This window comes from Micromonospora sp. CA-269861, assembly GCF_050948505.1.
Classification (GTDB): Bacteria; Actinomycetota; Actinomycetes; order Mycobacteriales; family Micromonosporaceae; genus Micromonospora.
Genome location: NZ_CP192014.1, coordinates 2,770,665 through 2,787,433, shown reverse-complemented (window position 1 = coordinate 2,787,433; position 16,769 = coordinate 2,770,665). Strand labels below are relative to the sequence as shown.

14 protein-coding genes are annotated in these 16,769 nt (G+C 71.3%); 11 read left to right on the top strand and 3 right to left on the bottom strand.

All coding sequences use genetic code 11. The annotated features are described in order from the left end of the window. The 3 genes from pdxY to ACQP0U_RS12780 form a co-directional block, all read right to left on the bottom strand. Complete coding sequence (gene pdxY, locus ACQP0U_RS12790) at positions 1-852, bottom strand: pyridoxal kinase PdxY (RefSeq protein ID WP_433318706.1); 852 nt, start codon at positions 850-852, stop codon at positions 1-3. Between the two features lie 143 nt (positions 853-995). Continuing rightward, positions 996-1,790 carry a S1 family peptidase gene (locus tag ACQP0U_RS12785; protein ID WP_433318703.1) on the bottom strand — a complete coding sequence of 265 codons (795 nt, stop codon included), beginning with the start codon at positions 1,788-1,790 and terminating at the stop codon, positions 996-998. A gap of 150 nt (positions 1,791-1,940) precedes the next feature. After that, the gene (locus ACQP0U_RS12780) at positions 1,941-2,957 is read right to left on the bottom strand and encodes a LacI family DNA-binding transcriptional regulator (protein ID WP_433318700.1); all 1,017 of its coding nucleotides are present in this window, start codon (positions 2,955-2,957) and stop codon (positions 1,941-1,943) included. 259 nt (positions 2,958-3,216) lie between these two features. Between ACQP0U_RS12780 and ACQP0U_RS12775 the strand changes: the two genes are divergently transcribed. The 11 genes from ACQP0U_RS12775 to ACQP0U_RS12725 all read left to right on the top strand — a co-directional run bounded on the left by ACQP0U_RS12775 (position 3,217) and on the right by ACQP0U_RS12725 (position 16,686). Then, positions 3,217-5,571, top strand: a complete 2,355-nt coding sequence (locus ACQP0U_RS12775; RefSeq protein ID WP_433318697.1) for an AbfB domain-containing protein — start codon at positions 3,217-3,219, stop codon at positions 5,569-5,571. Positions 5,572-6,050: 479 nt separating this feature from the next. Then, positions 6,051-7,343, top strand: coding sequence for a cytochrome P450 (locus tag ACQP0U_RS12770; protein ID WP_433318694.1), 1,293 nt, complete (start codon positions 6,051-6,053; stop codon positions 7,341-7,343). Between the two features lie 262 nt (positions 7,344-7,605). Continuing rightward, complete coding sequence (locus ACQP0U_RS12765) at positions 7,606-8,088, top strand: helix-turn-helix transcriptional regulator (protein WP_433318691.1); 483 nt, start codon at positions 7,606-7,608, stop codon at positions 8,086-8,088. Between the two features lie 253 nt (positions 8,089-8,341). After that, positions 8,342-10,741 (top strand): sensor histidine kinase, encoded by a 2,400-nt coding sequence (locus ACQP0U_RS12760; protein ID WP_433318688.1) that lies wholly within the window; start codon positions 8,342-8,344, stop codon positions 10,739-10,741. Between the two features lie 16 nt (positions 10,742-10,757). Beyond that, positions 10,758-11,162, top strand: a complete 405-nt coding sequence (locus ACQP0U_RS12755) for a roadblock/LC7 domain-containing protein (RefSeq protein ID WP_030490280.1) — start codon at positions 10,758-10,760, stop codon at positions 11,160-11,162. 53 nt (positions 11,163-11,215) lie between these two features. After that, a complete protein-coding gene (locus ACQP0U_RS12750) occupies positions 11,216-12,409 on the top strand; it encodes an ABC transporter substrate-binding protein (RefSeq protein ID WP_433318685.1) in 1,194 nt (397 codons plus the stop codon). Beyond that, complete coding sequence (locus ACQP0U_RS12745; protein WP_433318682.1) at positions 12,406-13,305, top strand: branched-chain amino acid ABC transporter permease; 900 nt, start codon at positions 12,406-12,408, stop codon at positions 13,303-13,305. The genes ACQP0U_RS12750 and ACQP0U_RS12745 overlap by 4 nt, the downstream gene beginning before the upstream one ends. Next, complete coding sequence (locus ACQP0U_RS12740; protein WP_433318679.1) at positions 13,302-14,321, top strand: ABC transporter permease subunit; 1,020 nt, start codon at positions 13,302-13,304, stop codon at positions 14,319-14,321. Before ACQP0U_RS12745 ends, ACQP0U_RS12740 begins: the two co-directional genes overlap by 4 nt. Beyond that, positions 14,318-15,061 carry an ABC transporter ATP-binding protein gene (locus tag ACQP0U_RS12735; protein WP_433318676.1) on the top strand — a complete coding sequence of 248 codons (744 nt, stop codon included), beginning with the start codon at positions 14,318-14,320 and terminating at the stop codon, positions 15,059-15,061. The genes ACQP0U_RS12740 and ACQP0U_RS12735 overlap by 4 nt, the downstream gene beginning before the upstream one ends. Further along, positions 15,061-15,831 carry an ABC transporter ATP-binding protein gene (locus ACQP0U_RS12730; RefSeq protein ID WP_433318673.1) on the top strand — a complete coding sequence of 257 codons (771 nt, stop codon included), beginning with the start codon at positions 15,061-15,063 and terminating at the stop codon, positions 15,829-15,831. The genes ACQP0U_RS12735 and ACQP0U_RS12730 overlap by 1 nt, the downstream gene beginning before the upstream one ends. A 51-nt stretch (positions 15,832-15,882) precedes the next feature. Further along, the gene (locus tag ACQP0U_RS12725) at positions 15,883-16,686 is read left to right on the top strand and encodes a class I SAM-dependent methyltransferase (RefSeq protein WP_433318670.1); all 804 of its coding nucleotides are present in this window, start codon (positions 15,883-15,885) and stop codon (positions 16,684-16,686) included. The last annotated feature ends 83 nt before the right edge of the window (positions 16,687-16,769 follow it).

Sequence of the window (16,769 nt, the reverse complement as noted above, 5' to 3'; positions counted from 1 at the left end):
TCAGCGCAGCCGGCGGGCGGTGAAACGGGCCGGCGGGTCGGCGATCACGTCCTGCGCCGCGATCAGCTGGATCTCCCGGGTGCCCGCCGCGAGAGTCGCCTCGAGCACGGCGTAGACGGAGGCGATGGTGCGTTCCAGCGCGGTCGCGGGTGAGCCGGTCGTCCACAGGTGCGCGAGGTACAGCGCCGCGGTGACGTCGCCCCCACCGTTCGGGTTGATCGGCAGCAGCGGCGTGGTCACCGCCCAGGCGCCCTCGTCGGAGACCGCCACCACCTCCAGCGAGTCCGGCGGCAGGTCGCCGTGCAACACGCTCGTCACCAGGACGTGCCGCGGCCCGGTCGCGCGCACCACGTCGACCGCGTCGAGCACCTCGGCCAGCGAGTTCGTCGTACGGCCGGCGAGGAAGTCCAGCTCGAAGTGGTTCGGCGTGATGATGTCGGCGCGGGGCACGACGGTGTCCCGGAGGTACTCCGGAATTCCCGGCCGGACGAACATGCCCCGACCGGCGTCGCCCATCACCGGGTCGCAGCAGTACACCGCGGCCGGGTTGCTCGCCTTCACCGTCGCCACCGCGTCCAGGATCACCGCGCCCATGGCCGGGTCGCCCTGGTAGCCGGAGAGCACCGCGTCGGCACCGCCGAGGACCCCACGGTCCTCGATGCCGGCGATCACCTCCGCCACGTCCGCCGCCGGGAGCATCGGGCCCCGCCACGCGCCGTACCCGGTGTGGTTGGAGAAGTGCACAGTCAGGACCGGCCAGACCTCGTGCCCGAGGCGTTGCAGAGGAAAGGCCGCCGCCGAGTTGCCGACGTGGCCGTAGGCGACCGACGACTGGATGGACAGGATCTTCACCGGCCCATCATCGCCGCTGCGGCCGGCGCGGCAGGGACGGCCCACCGAATCTGTCGGGTGGCCCACTCGCCGGCGACCCCTCGGGACGGTACGAACGGGCGGCCCGGACCGTGCCGTCCGGGCCGCCCGAGTTTCTCGTACGGTCAGCCGCCGAGGCTCGCCGCGGCCGAGGCGATCGACGAGGCGAAGTAGCTCACCTGGGTGTAGACACCCGGGTAGTTGGGCCGGGCGCAGCCGTTGCCCCAGCTGACGATGCCGACCTGGATCCAGGCGTTGCCGGCGTCGCGGCGGAACATCGGGCCACCCGAGTCACCCTGGCAGGTGTCAGTGCCCCCACTGGCGTAGCCGGCGCAGATCTCCTGGGCCGGGATGAGGTCCCCGCCGTAGTTGGCGTTGCAGGTGGAGTCACTGACGAACGGAACTGTCGCCTTGAGCAGGTACCGCTGCTGGCCGCCGCCCTCGCGCGCGGCGCCCCAGCCGGCGACGGTGAAGGTGCCGCTGTCGTACGCGGTCGTGCTGGCGATCGGCAGCGTGCTCAGCCCGGTGACCGGGCTGGCCAACCGGATCAACGCCCAGTCGCGACCGGCGCCGTTGTAGCCGGGGGCACGGTAGACGTAGTTGGACCGGACGGTGATCCGGCTGGACGACTGGAGGTCGACCGCCCCGAGCGTCGCGGTGATGCTGGTGTTGGTGCCGGTCGACCCCACGCAGTGGGCCGCGGTGAGCACCAGGCGGGGGCTGTACAGCGCCCCGCCGCAGCCCATCGAGAGACGCACCATGAACGGGAACTCGCCCTGAGCGGCGCGGGTGCCGCCGACGACGTTCGGCGTCACGGGGTTGTCGGCCGCGGCGGCCGGCGCGGTGAGGGTGAGGCTGGCCGCGGTCACCGCGGCCAACGCGGTGGCCAGCAGGCCAGTGAGGGTACGCCAGCGAACCATGCATTCCTCCGCATCAGGATGGCACGCCTCGTGAGCGCACCCCAGTCGAGATAGCGGTCATCATATTGAGATATATGGATCTAGCGGGTCATCCTCTCTGGGTCGTACCACGAAGGTTATGGATCTCGCCGACGGGCGGACGACCAGTCGTCAGGCGTCCGGCGTACCGGTGCTCTCCCGGCGGATCAGCTGGAACGGCGTCTGCACGGTCAGCGGCCCCGCGACCTCGGCGCCCTCGATGCGAGCGACGAGGCGACGCACCGCGAGTCGGCCGATCTCCCTCTTGTCCGGGGCGATCGTGGTGAGGGTCGGGGCACTGAACCTCCCCTCCTCGATGTCGTCGATCCCGACCACCGCGACGTCCTCGGGCACGCGGTGGCCGGCCTCGGCCAGCGCCCGCAGCGCACCGATGGCGACCAGGTCGTTGTAACCGAACACCGCGTCCGGCGGGTCACCGAGGGCGAGCAGGTCCCGCATGGCCCGCTTGCCGTCGAGCCGACCGAACGCGTCGGTGCGGGCGACCAACCGCGGTCGGTACGGCAGGCCGGCGGCCGCCAGGGCCTCCCGGTAACCCCGGACCCGCAGGTGCGCCGACTGCCGGTCACCGCCCGGGGTGGCGCCGATGAACGCTATCCGGCGACGGCCGATCGCCACGAGATGCCGGATCGCCGCGTGGCTGGCGGCCACGTTGTCGATGGCGATGTGGTCGTGCGGTACGTCGTAGACGCCCTCGCCGATCAGCACGAGTGGGCTGTCGGCGGTGCGGGCCAGCACCTCCTCCCGGCCGATGCGCACCGGACTGAGGATCAGGCCGTCGATGATGCGTTGCCGGGAGCCGTCCAGCAGCGCCAGCTCCGCGTCCCGGTTCGCGGCGGTGTTCTCCATGACGAGCGTGTAGCCGAGCGCGGCGGCCTCGGAGATGGCGATCTCGGCGAGCTCGGCGAAGTAGGGGTTGGTCAGTTCCGGGACGGCCAGGGCGATCAGGCCGGTACGACCCCGGCGGAGATGCCGGGCCCCGAGGTTGGGGCTGTAGCCGAGTTCGTCGATCGCCTGTTGCACCCGTTGTCGGGTCCGCTCCCCCACCGGCCGGTACCCGTTCACCACATTCGAGACGGTGGCCAGCGAGACACCGGCGCGCCTGGCGATGTCCTTCAGGTTGACGCCCATCCCCCAACCCTTTCGCGAATTCGACCGGCGGGCCGACAAGGCATTGATGAACAAGCATTGACGGGATGCCCGTCGCGGCTCTATAACGTTATACAGGCGACGATGGATGTCAATATGCCGGTCGCCGTTGGCGTGTGGAAATCCCACCGACATCCGTCGCTGACGCCCGTCCCCCCGTCAATGAGCACCCGATGCCCACCACCCACGCGCCTCGGGCCTGGCTGCACCGCCCGCGGCGACTCGTCCCCCCGGAGACGGCATGACACGTCACGTCCCCATCCGCCCCGCCCTGCCCCTGCTGCTCATCCTCGCCCTGGTCGCCGGCGTTCTCGCCGCGCCAGCCCCGTCGGCGTACGCCGCACCGGCCAAGACGCCGCCACTGACCACCCCCTGGACCAGCCAGGCCCTGGCCGGCACACCACTGCCCGAGTACCCGCGACCCCAGATGACGCGGCCGGACTGGCTCAACCTCAACGGCGAGTGGCAGCTACGCCAGTCGACGACCGACGACGCCCCGCAGTTCGGCACCAACCTGCCCGAGCGGGTCAACGTGCCCTTCCCGGTGGAGAGCGCCCTGTCCGGCATCCAACGGGCGGCCAACGACAACCGCAACTACCTGTTCTACCGACGCACCGTCACCGTCCCGGCGAACTGGTCGGGTCGGCGAACCCTGCTGCACTTCGGCGCCGTCGACTGGCAGAGCACCGTCTGGGTCAACGGAGTCCGGGTCGGTGCGCACACCGGCGGCTACGACGCCTTCACCTTCGACGTCACCCCCCAGCTCACCGCTGGGACGAACGAGATCGTCGTCAAGGTCTGGGATCCCACCGACACCCGGCAGAACGGCAGCCTGCCCGCCATCGGCAAGCAGACCAAGACACCCAGCGGGATCTTCTACACCCCCAGCTCCGGCATCTGGCAGACGGTGTGGTTGGAGCCGGTACCCGCCGCCTCGATCAGCAGCGTGGACGTCTACCCGAACCTGAGCAACAACACCCTGCGGGTCCGGGTCTTCACCCGAGGCGACGTGAGCGGGCACAGCGTGCTCGCCGAGGCGCTGAACGGAGGATCCGTGGTCGGCTCGACCACCGGCGGCTTCACCGACTTCAGCGTGCCGGTGCCCAACGCCCGCCGCTGGTCACCCGACGACCCGTTCCTCTACAACCTCCGGGTGACCCTGCGCAACGCCGCGGGCGCCACAGTGGACCGGACGACGCACTACTTCGGCATGCGGGAGATCACCACCGGCCTCGTCAACGGGGTGCTGCGCCCCAAGCTCAACGGCCAGTTCGTGTTCCAGGTGGGCACGCTCGACCAGGGCTTCTGGCCGGACGGGCTGTACACCGCGCCGACCGACGCCGCCCTCGCGTTCGACCTGCAGAAGCACAAGGATCTGGGCTTCAACATGGTGCGCAAGCACATCAAGGTCGAACCGCAGCGCTGGTTCTATCACGCCGACCGGCTCGGCCTGCTGGTGTGGCAGGACATCCCGTCGCTGACCGCGCAGAACGTCGACCCCACCGACGCCCAGCAGGCGCAGTTCGAGGCCGAGGCACGCGAGATCGTCGACGAGCACCGCAGCTCACCCGCGGTGATCGCCTACACGCCGTACAACGAGGGCTGGGGCGAGCGGTCCCTCGCCGACACCCGGCGGGTCGCGCAGAACATCAAGAACCAGGACCCGACACGCCTGGTCAACCCGCACAGCGGCCACAACTGCTGCCAGTCCCTCGGCAACCCCGGCAACGGCGACATCGACGACTGGCACGTCTACCTCGGACCTGACTCCCCCGTACCGTCGAGCAGCCGGATCGCGGTGCTCGGTGAGTTCGGCGGCCTGGGCCTGCACACGCCGGGCCACGAGTACAGCCCGAGCGGCAGCTTCTTCGCGTACGAGTGGCAGTCCAACTCGACCGCCCTCACCGACAGGTACGTGGGGTTGGTGCAGGGCAGCCAGAACCTGATGATCGGCAAGGGGCTCAGCGCCTCGATCTACACCGAGATCACCGACCTGGAGGGTGAGCTGAACGGCTTCCTCACCTACGACCGGCAGGTGATCAAGATGGACCAGGCGCGGGTGCGCGCCGCCAACACCGCCCTGATCAACGCCTCGAAGAGCATCGGCAGTTCAGCGCCCGTCGCCCTGCCGGTCAACACCCGACGGTCGTTGCAGGTGACCACGCCCGGCTTCACCAACCGATACCTGCGCCACCAGGACAGCCTCGCCTACACCGAGGTGGTGGACGCCGCGAGCCCCAGCCTGCTCAAGGCCGACGCCACGTACACCATCCGACCCGGCCTGGCCGGCACCGGTTGCTACTCGTTCGAGTCGGTCAACTTCCCCGGGCAGTACCTGCGTCACCAGAACTCCCGGGTCCGCAACTCGCCGGACGACGGCTCCGCGTTGCTGCGGGCCGATGCCACCTGGTGCGCCCGCACCGGGCTGACCGGCACCGGCGTGTCGCTGGAGTCGTACAACTTCCGAGGCAAGTACCTGCGGCACTACAACGCGGAGGTCTGGCTCAGCAACGGCGTCGGCGGCGACGCGTACAACACGCCGACGTCGTGGACCGCGGACAGCACCTGGGGCATCGCCGCCCCGTGGGCGCCGTGACCACTGCACGCTGACCGGGTCGTCACGACCCGACGGCGCGCGGGGGGTTCCCGCCTCGGCTGGGACCCCCCGCGACGCGCGGACGGTGCCGCGGGGCCGGCTCCCGCCGTCAGCGTCGGCCCCTCTCCGTCGGGGTCGACTCCTTGCGCCGCAGTCGGTGACCGGACTCCCGCGTCACCCGTCGTCCCGGGGGTCGTTTCCCCGGTCATGAGAGAAAGCGGCGAGTCGATTCCACCGCCCGGCGGGGTCGACTCCACGGCAAGGACCGCGCCGCAACTTGCATCTGGCCAGGTTCACTCGTCTGTTGCAACACGCAATTATGCCGAGCAATAAATAGACGAAAACCAATCTTGACTTGTGCGGCCGGCCAGCGCACCGTAAAGAGCCAGAGGCAGATGCACACCATTATCGGCCCGGCTGAAGTGGATCGCCAAATGGGGCGCTGCCGGTTTCGCGCCGCGTGCACCAGGAGGCTTTTCATGCGGTTGAATCCGTTCACCGGGGTCTATCTCACCGACCCGGCAAGCATGTGGCGACGCATTCTCGACGATCCCGACGGGGTGCACTACGCCGAGGATCTGGGCCTGTGGTTGGTCAGCAGGCACGCACACGTCCGGCGGGCCCTCGCCGATGCCACGACATTCGCCAACGCCCTCACCCTCGCCCCGGTCTACGAGGTGTGCCCGGCGGCACTGAACGTGATCATGCAGATCGACGCGCCACCCACGACGGCCGCCGCTGACCCACCCGCGCACCCGCGCACCCGCCGGGCCCTGCGGGCGACCTTCGCGAACACCGCCGAGCGGGTCGAGGCCGAGTACGGCGCGATCGTCCGACGCCGGGTCGACCAGCTGGTGTCCCGTCTCGCCGCCCGCCAGGGCGACCAGGTCGACCTGATCCCGGAGTTCGCGACCGAGCTTCCCCTGCTGGTCGTCCTGGACATCCTCGGGGTGCCCGACGCTGACATCGGGCGGATCCGGAACTGGGCCGACGGCCAGATCGCCCTCATCTGGGGGCAGCCGGACCCGGCCGAGCAGGTACGCCTGGCGCAGGGCCTGCTGGAGTTCTGGCACTACTGCGAAGATCTGGTCCGCCAGCGGGTGGACAGTGGACACCGGGGCGACGACTTCATCAGTCGCGCCCTGGCCTACCGGGACGACGACGACAGCGTGCTGACGGTGCCCGAGGTGGCGAGCCTGGCCTTCAACCTCCTGGTCGCCGGCCACGAGACCACCGCCGGGTTGCTCGCGCACGCCCTCGACCAGGCCCTGTCCACGCCCCAACGCTGGTCGGCGATCGCCGCGGACCCGGGGCTCGTCCCCGCCTTCGTGGGGGAGACGCTCCGGTTCGCGCCCGCCATCGACGGTTGGCTGCGGGTGACCACCCGAGATGTCACAGTGGGAGCGGTGACGATCCCCGCCGGGGCGCGCTGCCTGCTGTTGATCGGAGCGGCGAACCGGGACCCCGCGGCGTTCCACGACCCGGACCGGTTCGACCCACACCGGGCCGATGTGGGCAATCACCTGTCGTTCGGCCATGGTCCGCATTTCTGCATCGGTGCGGGATTGGCGCGACTTGAGGCCGGGATCGCCCTCAGCCGGCTCGCCGACGCCATTCCCGGCCTACGGCTGTCACCGGAGCAACATCGCTCGTACAAACCCAATGTCGCGTTTCGTGCGCACCGCACACTGCTCGCGATAATCGATATCCCGGAGCCCGCGGACGCGCCGGGGGCACGGGACGGGGCGACGGCCGAAGTGCACGCCGCCTGAGAAACCGCCAGCACCAGCGGTGCTGACCTGCGTACGGGTCGAGGATGGGGTGGGGCGGCGTTGCCGGCCCCACCCGGCGCACCTCGGCGCCGGCACCGGGCCCGGCAGGCACCTTTCACGCTTTGCCCGACGATCCATGCCGGTGAACGTCTTCACACCCCACACGTCCTGGGTTAAGAATTGCCCTCTGTGAATGTTCAGCTCATCGGCCAATCTCAATCTGGCGTCCGCTGCTGAATGTCCGTTCCACGAAGGTGAGCGCATGGAGCACACGTCCTCGTCGAGCTCGGCTCACTCTGCGGCCAGTGAGCGGTTCCGATGGGAGTTGCGCAACTGTCGCGTCCAACGGGGCCTGACCCAGCGTGCCCTGGCGGATCTGGTGCGGTTCAGCCGGGAGACGGTCGCGGCGGTCGAGTCGGGTCGCCGGTTCGGCAGTCACGAGTTCGCGCTGCGCTGCGACGACGTGCTCGGCACCGGCGGCAGGCTGGCCGGCCTCTGGCCGCAGGTCGCCGCCGAGCAGTTGGCTGCCGACGGTCGCCGGGGCCCACGCGCTCCGGAACCGGCCCGGCTGGACCGGCCGGTGCCACGTCAGCGTGGGCGGCGTGACGCGCGCGACCCGGGCGCCGTGGTGGACGCGATCGATGAGCTGCGTGAACTGATCGGCCAGGTGCTCAACGGCCAACCCGAACCGGACGACCCGGAGCGGCGGCACCCCTCGGCCGGACCCCTCGACAACCAGCGCTGACCCGTCTGATCCGGGACGATCTCGCGGCGTCACCGGTCGCTGACTTTGGGTACAGATGCTGGTACGGGCAGTTTGTACCACGGCCAGGTCTGGTCTACGAGCGCGGCTTCCGGCCGAATGGGACTTGCATTCGGCAACGTGCGGATAGACCGTCATCGACGAGTCGTGGGAGTCAATCTTGGCGTCGAGCACCCGGTCCCACGCGGCCAGACCCTACCCGACGCGCCGACGCGGTTGGAAGATAGCCGGCCGGATGCGCCTCATCGTCGCGGCCCCACTCGTCGCCGTGATCGGCTTCGCCGGTCTCGCGCTGACCGAGAGCGCACGCCAGACGGCCCGTGCCAGCGACCTGCGGATCCTGGCGCAGGTCGGTGCCGAGGCCGGCGACCTGGCCTACCGGCTGCAACGCGAGCGCATCGCCGCCGCCGACCTGCTCACCTATGCCCGACCGGAGCAGCAGGACGCGTTCAGCGCGGAGATGGCCGCCACCGACGACGCCGTCGCCCGCTACCGCGGACAGCGGGACCGGCTGTCCTCCGCCAACGACGCCAACCCGGCTCTCCTGCGGCGCATCGACGAGGCTCTGGACGGCCTCGCTCCCCTGCGTACCCAGGTGCGCACCGCCACGCACGCGTCGGTGTCGGCGATGACCTTCAGCTACCGCATCGCGATCGCCGACCTCATCAACTTCCGGGAGAACGTCTCACACGGCGTGGTGAACGCCCAACTCGCCGACGGGATCCGGGCCTCGGCGGCGCTGTCGAAGACGGCCGAGGCGATCGGTCAGCAGCAGGTGGCCGTGCTGCGCGCCGTCGCGGGCGGCGAGCTGACCCCGGCCATGCAGCAGGACATCACGGCGGCCCGCACCAGCTACACCGAGTCGAGCCTGTCGTTCCTGGCCCTGGCCCCGCCCGAGTGGAGCCTCTGGTGGGAGCAGGCCGGCACCGGCAAGGAGGCGCTTGCCCTGCAACGGATGCAGGACGACGTGTCCCGGGCCCAGCCGGGGTCACGGCTGCAACTGGAGACCGGCGCGTGGGTGTCCACCACGCAGACGCGCGCCGCCCGTCTGGCCGACCTGCGCGCCCGGGTCGACGACGCGGTCAGCGACGACGTTCGGGCCGCGCACGCCGACCAGCGCCGCCGGGCCGTGGCCGAGGCCGCCAGCGTCCTCCTCGCCCTGGTCCTCACCGCGTTGGTGACGTGGGCCGTCGCGCGGCAGATCACCCGACGGCTGCGCCGCCTACGGGACGCGGCCAACGCCGTGGCGTTCGAACAGCTCCCCGCCGTGGTGGCCCAGCTCCAGCAACCCGGCAGCGCCACCGTCGACCCACAGAAGCTCGCCCGCCAGCAGTCCAGCGCCGCCCTCGAACCGTCGAGCGACGACGAGATCGGCGAGTTGGGTCAGGCGTTCAGCGCCGTACACCAGGCCGCCGTGCGGACCGCCGCCGAACAGGCATTCATGCGCGCCAACACCGCCGACATCTTCATCCACCTGAGTCGCCGCGAACAGCGACTGGTCGACGCGGTGCTGGCCCAGGTCGACCTGGTCGAGCGGGACGAGACCGACCCCGACCGGCTCGACCAGCTCTACACACTGGACAACCTGGCGACCCGGATGGGCCGGATCAACGCCAGCCTGCTCGTGCTCGGCGGCGTCGGCGTCGGTCGCGTACGCCAGCGGGACGTCCCCCTGCAACAGGTGCTCCAAGCGGCGCTGTCCCAGATCGAGCACTACGCGCGGGTCCGGCTCGGCATGATCGACGGCGACGTCGCCGTGGCCGCCAAGACCGTCGACGAGGTCGTGCACCTGCTCGCCGAACTCATGGACAACGCCACGACGTACTCGCCACCGGGCAGTGAGACCTGGGTGAGCGGCCGGAGCCTGGGTGACCGCGTCATCGTCCAGATCAGCGACGAGGGTGTGGGGCTGTCCGCGCAGCGGATGCAGCAGCTCAACGAGCTGCTGGCCCGACCACCGGCCATCGACGTGGCCGCCGTACGGGCGATGGGCCTGGTCGTCGTGGGCCAGCTCGCGGCCCGGCTGGGTGCCAGCGTCCAACTGCGACGCGGGCCCCGACGCGGCATCCTCGCCGAGGCGACACTGCCCGCGGCGATCATCCGGTCTCTGCCACCGGAGGAGTACCTGCTCGCACCCGGCCGGCTGTCGCGGCGGGCGGCGCGGACGACCAACCCTCCACCGCCGTACCAGCCGCGCCCCGAACCCACAGTCGGACGCCCCGCGGCCGAACGGACCCTGCCGGCGGCGCCGGTCTTCCGGCCGGCTCCCCCACCCCCGGACCGGGGTGACGCGCCCACCGAGGAGCTCCTCATCTTCGAACAGGTCAACCACTGGTTCCAGAACGACGTCGTCGACGGCCAGAACGGCCAGAGCGGCCAGCAGTGGTCCAGCCCCGCCGACGACGCCTGGCGTGCCGCCGCGCAGGTGCACACCCCCGAGGTCGCCACCACCACCAACTCCGGCCTGCCCAAACGGCAGCCGCAACGGCACCTCGTGCCCGGCGGTGTGACAGTGCCCCAGCAGCAGCAACGCTCCGAGTACCGCGACCCGGCGCAGGTGGCGACGGCGATGGCCGCGTACGCGCGGGGTGTGGCGAACCGACGGCGGACCCCGATCAACCTCGGCAACAAATGACGCGACAGGAGAGCACGTGACCGACCAACAGGATCTCGGCTGGCTGCTGGACAACTTCGCCGCGCGCGCGACCGAGGTCAGCCACGCGATCGCCATCTCCAGCGACGGCCTGATGGTGGCCGCCACCCGCGACCTGCCACCGGACCGGGCCGACCAGTTGGCCGCCACCGGTAGCGGGCTCGTCAGCCTGCTGCGGGGGGCGGCGGCCTTCTTCGACGCGGGCGCGGTGATCTCCAATGTCACGCAGCTCGAGGGCGGCTTCATGTTCTCGATGGCCTTCAACGACGGCGCCTCGCTGCTGGTGCTCGCCGCCCCCGAGTGCGACGTGGGCAAGGTCTCCTACGAGATGACCGAGCTGGCCAACCGCATCGGGGACGCACTGACCCCCGCTGCCCGAGCGGCGCTCGCCCGCAGCCGCTGACAACCCCGGCGCCCCCACGCCGGAGACCCCTTCCCCTTCCTCTGGAGTTAGACATGCCTCTCACCAAGCCTTGGCGCAGCCGTGCCCTGACCGCCGCGCTGCTCGCGGCCGTGCTGACCACCAGTACGGCCTGCGGTGACGACGCCCCGGGCACGAGCGCCGGCGGCTCGATAAAGATCGGTCTGCTCGCGTCGCTGTCCGGGACGTACCAGGCGGTCGGTACGGAGATCCGCGACGGCTTCCAGCTCTACCTGGACACCCACGACGGCAAGCTCGGCGGCCGGCAGGTCGACCTCATCGTCGCGGACGAGGGCAACGGCGCCCAGACCGCGGTCCCGGCGGCGACCAAACTGCTCAAGCAGGACCGGGTGTCCGCGCTGACCGGCATCGTCGGCGGCGGTTCGGTCGCCGGAGTCACCCCTCTGCTCAACGAGACAAAGGTGCCCCTTGTCGGCTCCAACGGCCGGCCGGAGCTCAAGGACGTCTCCCGGGTCTGGCACACCTCGTACCTCTCGGACGAGCCCGGGGAGGCGATCGCCCAGCACGTCCGCGACAACGTGAAGGGTTCCGTCTACGCGATCGGCCCGGACTACCAGGGCGGTTGGGACGAGCTGCGCGGTTTCACCGACACGTTCGGGAAGATCGGCGGGAAGCTCGCGAACGCCGACGGCAAGACGACCTTCACGCCGTTCCCGGCCACCACGAACTTCCTCCCGTACTTCGCCCGCATCAAGGCCTCGGGCGCGGCGGCCGTCTACACCTTCTACGCCGGCAGCGCCGCCGTCGACTTCGTCAAGCAGTACGCGCAGTCCGAGATCAAGGACGTCCCGCTGTACGCGGCCGGGTTCCTCACCGAGGGCGGGGTACTCAACGCTCAGGGCGACGCGGCCCGGGACATCTACTCGGTGCTCAACTACTCGCCCGACCTCGACAACGCGGAGAACCGCGCCTTTGTGGCCGCCTGGAAGGCGAAGCACGACGGGTCCCCGACGACCTACGCGCTCGCCTCGTACGACGCGGCTGCGGTCCTGGACCGGGCGATCGGCGCCGCCGGCAGCGACCCGACCCCCGAGGCCATCAACACGGCCATCGGCCAACTCGGCCAGATCGCCAGCCCGCGCGGCACCTGGCAGTTCTCCACCACCACGCACTCCCCCGTACAGAAGTGGTACCTGCGGCAGGTCCGCCAGGACGGCCGGGCGCTGTCCAACACCGTCGTGGGCGACCTCGCGACCGTCGGCCGGTGATAGCGGTGGCGGCCGGCACGAACCGGATCGACCCGTACCTGATCCCGGCGCTGGACGGAGTCGCCTACGGGCTGCTCGTGTTCGTCGCCGCGTCGGGCCTGGTCTTCTGTTTCGGCGTCGCCAACATCCTCAACCTGGCGCACGGCCTGCTCTACGCGATCGGCGGGTACACCGCCGCGGCGCTGCTCGACGGCGGTTGGGCGAGCCTGGCGTTGGCGCTGGCTGTCGGTGTGCTGGCCGCCGCCGCGGCGGGGGTGCTCCTGGCCGGCCTGCTCACACCGGTCGCCACCGGCAATCACCTGAGTCAGGCGCTGCTCACGTTCGGGGTGGCGTTGGCCGGCGGCAGCCTGCTCGTCGCCGGCTTCGGACCCGACGACCCGCAGGTCCAGGTGCCCGCCGCCCTGGAGGGTTCGGTGGTGGTCGCCGGTCACCGCTACGCCGCGTACCGGCTGGTGTTCATCGTCGTCGCCGCGCTGCTCGCCGCCGCGCTCTACCTGGTGGTACGACGCACCAGGGCCGGGATGCTGGTCCGGGCGGCCGTCGACGACCCGGAGATGGTCGCCTGCCTCGGCGTGAGTCCGGCGCGGATCCGGGCCGGCGTGCTCGCCGCCGCCGGTGCGCTGGCCGGCGCGGCCGGGGTCCTCGGCGCGCCCATCATCGGCCCCGGCACGGACACCGCCGACACCGTGCTGCTGCTCTCCCTGGTGGTCGTCGTCCTCGGTGGTCTCGGGTCGATGGCGGGCACCCTGCTGGCCGCGCTCGCGATCGGCGAGATCCAGACGCTGGGAGTGGCGCTGCTGCCGTCCGCCGCGCCGTTCCTGCTGTTCGCCGCCATGGCGGCAGTGCTGGCCGTGCGGGCGCGCGGCCTGGCCGGCAGATGGAGGGCGGCGACGTGAGGGGCGAGGTGATCCGGCGGGCACGGGGCGGGATCGCCGCGCTCGTCCTGGTCGGCCTGGTCGTGGCGCCCTGGGTGGTCGACGACTACACCACGGCGATCCTCGCCCGGACGCTGGCGCTGGCTGTGGTCGGGGTGAGCGTGGCCCTGCTCACCGGCGTCGCCGGCATGCCCACCCTCGGGCAGACCGCACCGTACGCGGCGGGCGCCTACGCCTGCGCCGTGGTGGGCAGCCGGATCTCCGACATCGGCGTCGTGCAGCTCGTCGTCGCGGCGGGCGCCGGGGCGCTGCTGGCCGCGCTCACCGTGCCGCTCGTCGTGCACGCCCGAGGGGTGGTCGTCCTGATGATCACCCTGGCCATCGGCGAACTCGTCGTTCTCGTCCTCGGGCGGTGGCGGTCGGTGACCGGCGGCACGGACGGGCTGGCCGGCATCCCCGCGGTCCGACCGTTCTGGGGGCTGCCGGCTCTGGCCAGCGATCAGGCCCGGTACCTGTACGCCCTGGTCGTCGTGGCCACGCTTGTCGGCGCGGTGCTGGTGCTGCTGCGTACCCGGGCCGGGCTGGTGCTGCGTGCCGGCCGCGACGACGAGACGCGGCTGCGCGCCAGCGGTCACCGGGTGGCGCTGCACCTGTCCGGCGCGCACATCGCCGCCGGGGCGATCGCCGGTGCCGGCGGCTCGCTCCTGGTCGTCGCCCAGCAGTACATCTCCCCGGCCGATTTCGGCTTCGACACGTCCGCCCTGCTGCTGCTCGGTGTCGTCATCGGTGGCACCGCCTCGGTGGGCGGCGCCCTGGTCGGCGCGGCGTTGGTCATCGCCGTCCGGGACTGGCTGTTCGGGGTGCTGCCCGGCCACGCGCCGCTGGTGCTGGGCGCGCTGTTCGTGGCGACGGTCTACCTGCTGCCCACCGGTGTGAACCGGGCACGGGGCCGGCTGCGCCCGCCGGGCGAGCCGGCGCACCAGCCGGACCCGCCATCCGCCCAGGAGCAGGCCACCGTCCCGGAGCTACGCCGATGACCAGCCTGCTCGACGCCCAGAAGATCAGCGTGCGGTACGGCTCGCTCGCCGCGCTCGACGGCGTGGACCTGTGCATCCACGACGGCCAGCGGCACGCGCTGATCGGTCCGAACGGGGCCGGCAAGACGACACTGCTCAACGTGATCGGCGGGTCCACGAAACCGCAGCGCGGCACCGTCCGGTTCGACGGACGGAACGTCGGTCGGCTCGGGCCGGCGGCCCGGGCGCGGCGGGGCATCAACCGCATCCACCAACGACCCGCGGTCTTCCCCACGCTCACCGCGACGGAGAACGTCGTGGTGGCCGCGCTGCCCCGGGTCATCCCACGCCGCCGCTGGTGGCCGGGCGGACGCCGACGCGCCGCGCAGCACCTGGCCGGTCCCCTGCTGGATCAGATGGGGCTCACCACCGTCGCGGCGGTGCCCGCCGGGCACCTCGCGCACGGGCAACGACGCCAGTTGGAGATCGCGATGGCCCTGGCCGGTCGCCCTCGCCTGCTGCTCCTCGACGAACCGGCGGCCGGGCTGTCCGCCATCGAGGTCGGCCGGCTGGTCGAGTTGCTCCAAGCGCTGCCCAGAGCGGTCGCGGTGCTGCTTGTCGAACATCGACTGGACCTGGTGTACGCCCTCTCCGACACGGTCACGGTGCTGCGTGACGGTCAGACCCTGGCCGCCGGAACGCCTGACGAGATCCGTACCTCGCCGCTGGTGCGGCAGGCCTACGCCGACGGGGTGGCCTGATGCTCACTGTGGATCGTCTCTGCGCCGGCTACGGCGGGGGAATCGTCCTGCACGAGGTCAGCCTGCGGGTACGCCCGGGCAGCATCCAGGCGGTGGTGGGCCGCAACGGGGCGGGCAAGAGCACGCTCGTGCACACCATCGCCGGGCTGGTCCGAGCGTCCAGCGGTCGCATCGAGATCGGCGGTGTGCACGTCGCCGGCCGACAACCGCATCGCATCGCCCAGTCCGGCGTCGGTCTCGTGCCGCAGGGCCGACGGGTCTTCTCGAGGTTGACCGTGGCCGAGCATCTGCACCTGGCGGCCGCGCCGTGGCGGGCCCCCGCCTCCGGCGGCGAGGGCTGGACTGTCGCCCGGACCCTGGAACTGCTGCCGAGGCTTGCGGTGCGGCTGCGCCACCGTGGCTGCGAACTCTCCGGCGGCGAGCAGCAGATGCTGGCGATAGCCCGCGCGCTGCTCGGCCAACCCCGGGTGCTGCTGCTCGACGAACCGTGTGAGGGTCTCTCGCCCGATCTCGCGGCGCGGGTCCGCGAGCTGGTCAACGGTCTCGCCGCCGACGGCTTGACCGTGCTGCTCGTGGAGCAGCAACTCCAGCACGCCATCGAGGTCGCGGACCGGGTGGCGGTGCTGGAGTACGGCCGGGTGGTCTATGACCGGCCGACCGCCGAGGCCCGCCGCGATCCGGCCCCACTGGCGGCGATGTTGAGCGTCGCCGCCGTTGCGCCACCGCCGGCCAACCGATCGACCCCTCGGCTCTGGGCCGACACCCCGTAGTCACCCGACCCTTCTCGAGTCACCCGACCCTTCACGGAGAGGTAGACACCGATGACAACCGCTACGAGCGATGACACGTACACGTTCGACAACGGCGCACCGGACGCCGTTCCCCAGATGCACGCGCTGGAGTCCTTCCTGGACCCGATCACGACGCGTCGCCTGGCCCGCCCGGTGCTGCGACCGGGCGCGACCTGCTGGGAGGTCGGGGCGGGTGGCGGCTCGATGGCCCGGCGGATCGCCCGCGCGGTCGGCGACGACGGTCAGGTGGTGGCCACCGACATCGACCCCACACACCTGGTGGCCGAGGGCAACCTGCACGTACGCCAGCACGACGTGCGCACCGAACCGCCACCCGGGGACGCGTTCGACCTGATCCACGCCCGGCTGGTGCTGCTGCACCTCCCCGATCGACGACGGGTCCTGCGCACCCTCACCGGCGCGCTGGCGCCCGGCGGGTGGCTGGTGGTCGAGGAGTTCGACTGCACCGCGCCGCAGCGGGTGCTGACCGCGCCCAGCGACGACGCCGCGAAGCTCTTCGCGCAGGTCATGGACGCCATGATGGGTGTCCTTGAGGACCATGGCGCCGACCTGGGCTGGGCACAGGACGTGCACACCGAGATGGCCCTCGCCGGTCTGACCGACCTGGACACCATCACCCACTCGCAGAGCTGGGCCGGCGGGTCGACCGGAACGTCGCTCTACGAGACCAACTCCCGCCAGTTGGAACCGGGCCTGCTGGCCGCGGGGCTGTCGTCCAACCAACTGAACGCCTTCCGCCGGCTGCTCCGTGATCCAGGGTTCGCCGTCATGTCCTACCACTTCGTCTCCACGCGGGGCCGCCTGCCGAGCTGAGCAGGTGAACCACCGCGCGGAGCGCGGTCGTGCCGTCCGTACCTCTCCCGCCCGCAGCACGCCCCCGCTGCGCTCCGGACAGC

Bases quoted from the DNA above. Each gene is read 5' to 3' on its own strand.
- ACQP0U_RS12760 (WP_433318688.1), top strand. From the start codon at position 8,342: ATGCGCCTCATCGTCGCGGCCCCACTCGTCGCCGTGATCGGCTTCGCC.
- ACQP0U_RS12750 (WP_433318685.1), top strand. From the start codon at position 11,216: ATGCCTCTCACCAAGCCTTGGCGCAGCCGTGCCCTGACCGCCGCGCTG.
- ACQP0U_RS12780 (WP_433318700.1), bottom strand. From the start codon at position 2,957: ATGGGCGTCAACCTGAAGGACATCGCCAGGCGCGCCGGTGTCTCGCTG.
- ACQP0U_RS12725 (WP_433318670.1), top strand. From the start codon at position 15,883: ATGACAACCGCTACGAGCGATGACACGTACACGTTCGACAACGGCGCA.
- ACQP0U_RS12775 (WP_433318697.1), top strand. From the start codon at position 3,217: ATGACACGTCACGTCCCCATCCGCCCCGCCCTGCCCCTGCTGCTCATC.
- ACQP0U_RS12765 (WP_433318691.1), top strand. From the start codon at position 7,606: ATGGAGCACACGTCCTCGTCGAGCTCGGCTCACTCTGCGGCCAGTGAG.
- ACQP0U_RS12735 (WP_433318676.1), top strand. From the start codon at position 14,318: ATGACCAGCCTGCTCGACGCCCAGAAGATCAGCGTGCGGTACGGCTCG.
- ACQP0U_RS12770 (WP_433318694.1), top strand. From the start codon at position 6,051: ATGCGGTTGAATCCGTTCACCGGGGTCTATCTCACCGACCCGGCAAGC.
- ACQP0U_RS12730 (WP_433318673.1), top strand. From the start codon at position 15,061: ATGCTCACTGTGGATCGTCTCTGCGCCGGCTACGGCGGGGGAATCGTC.
- ACQP0U_RS12785 (WP_433318703.1), bottom strand. From the start codon at position 1,790: ATGGTTCGCTGGCGTACCCTCACTGGCCTGCTGGCCACCGCGTTGGCC.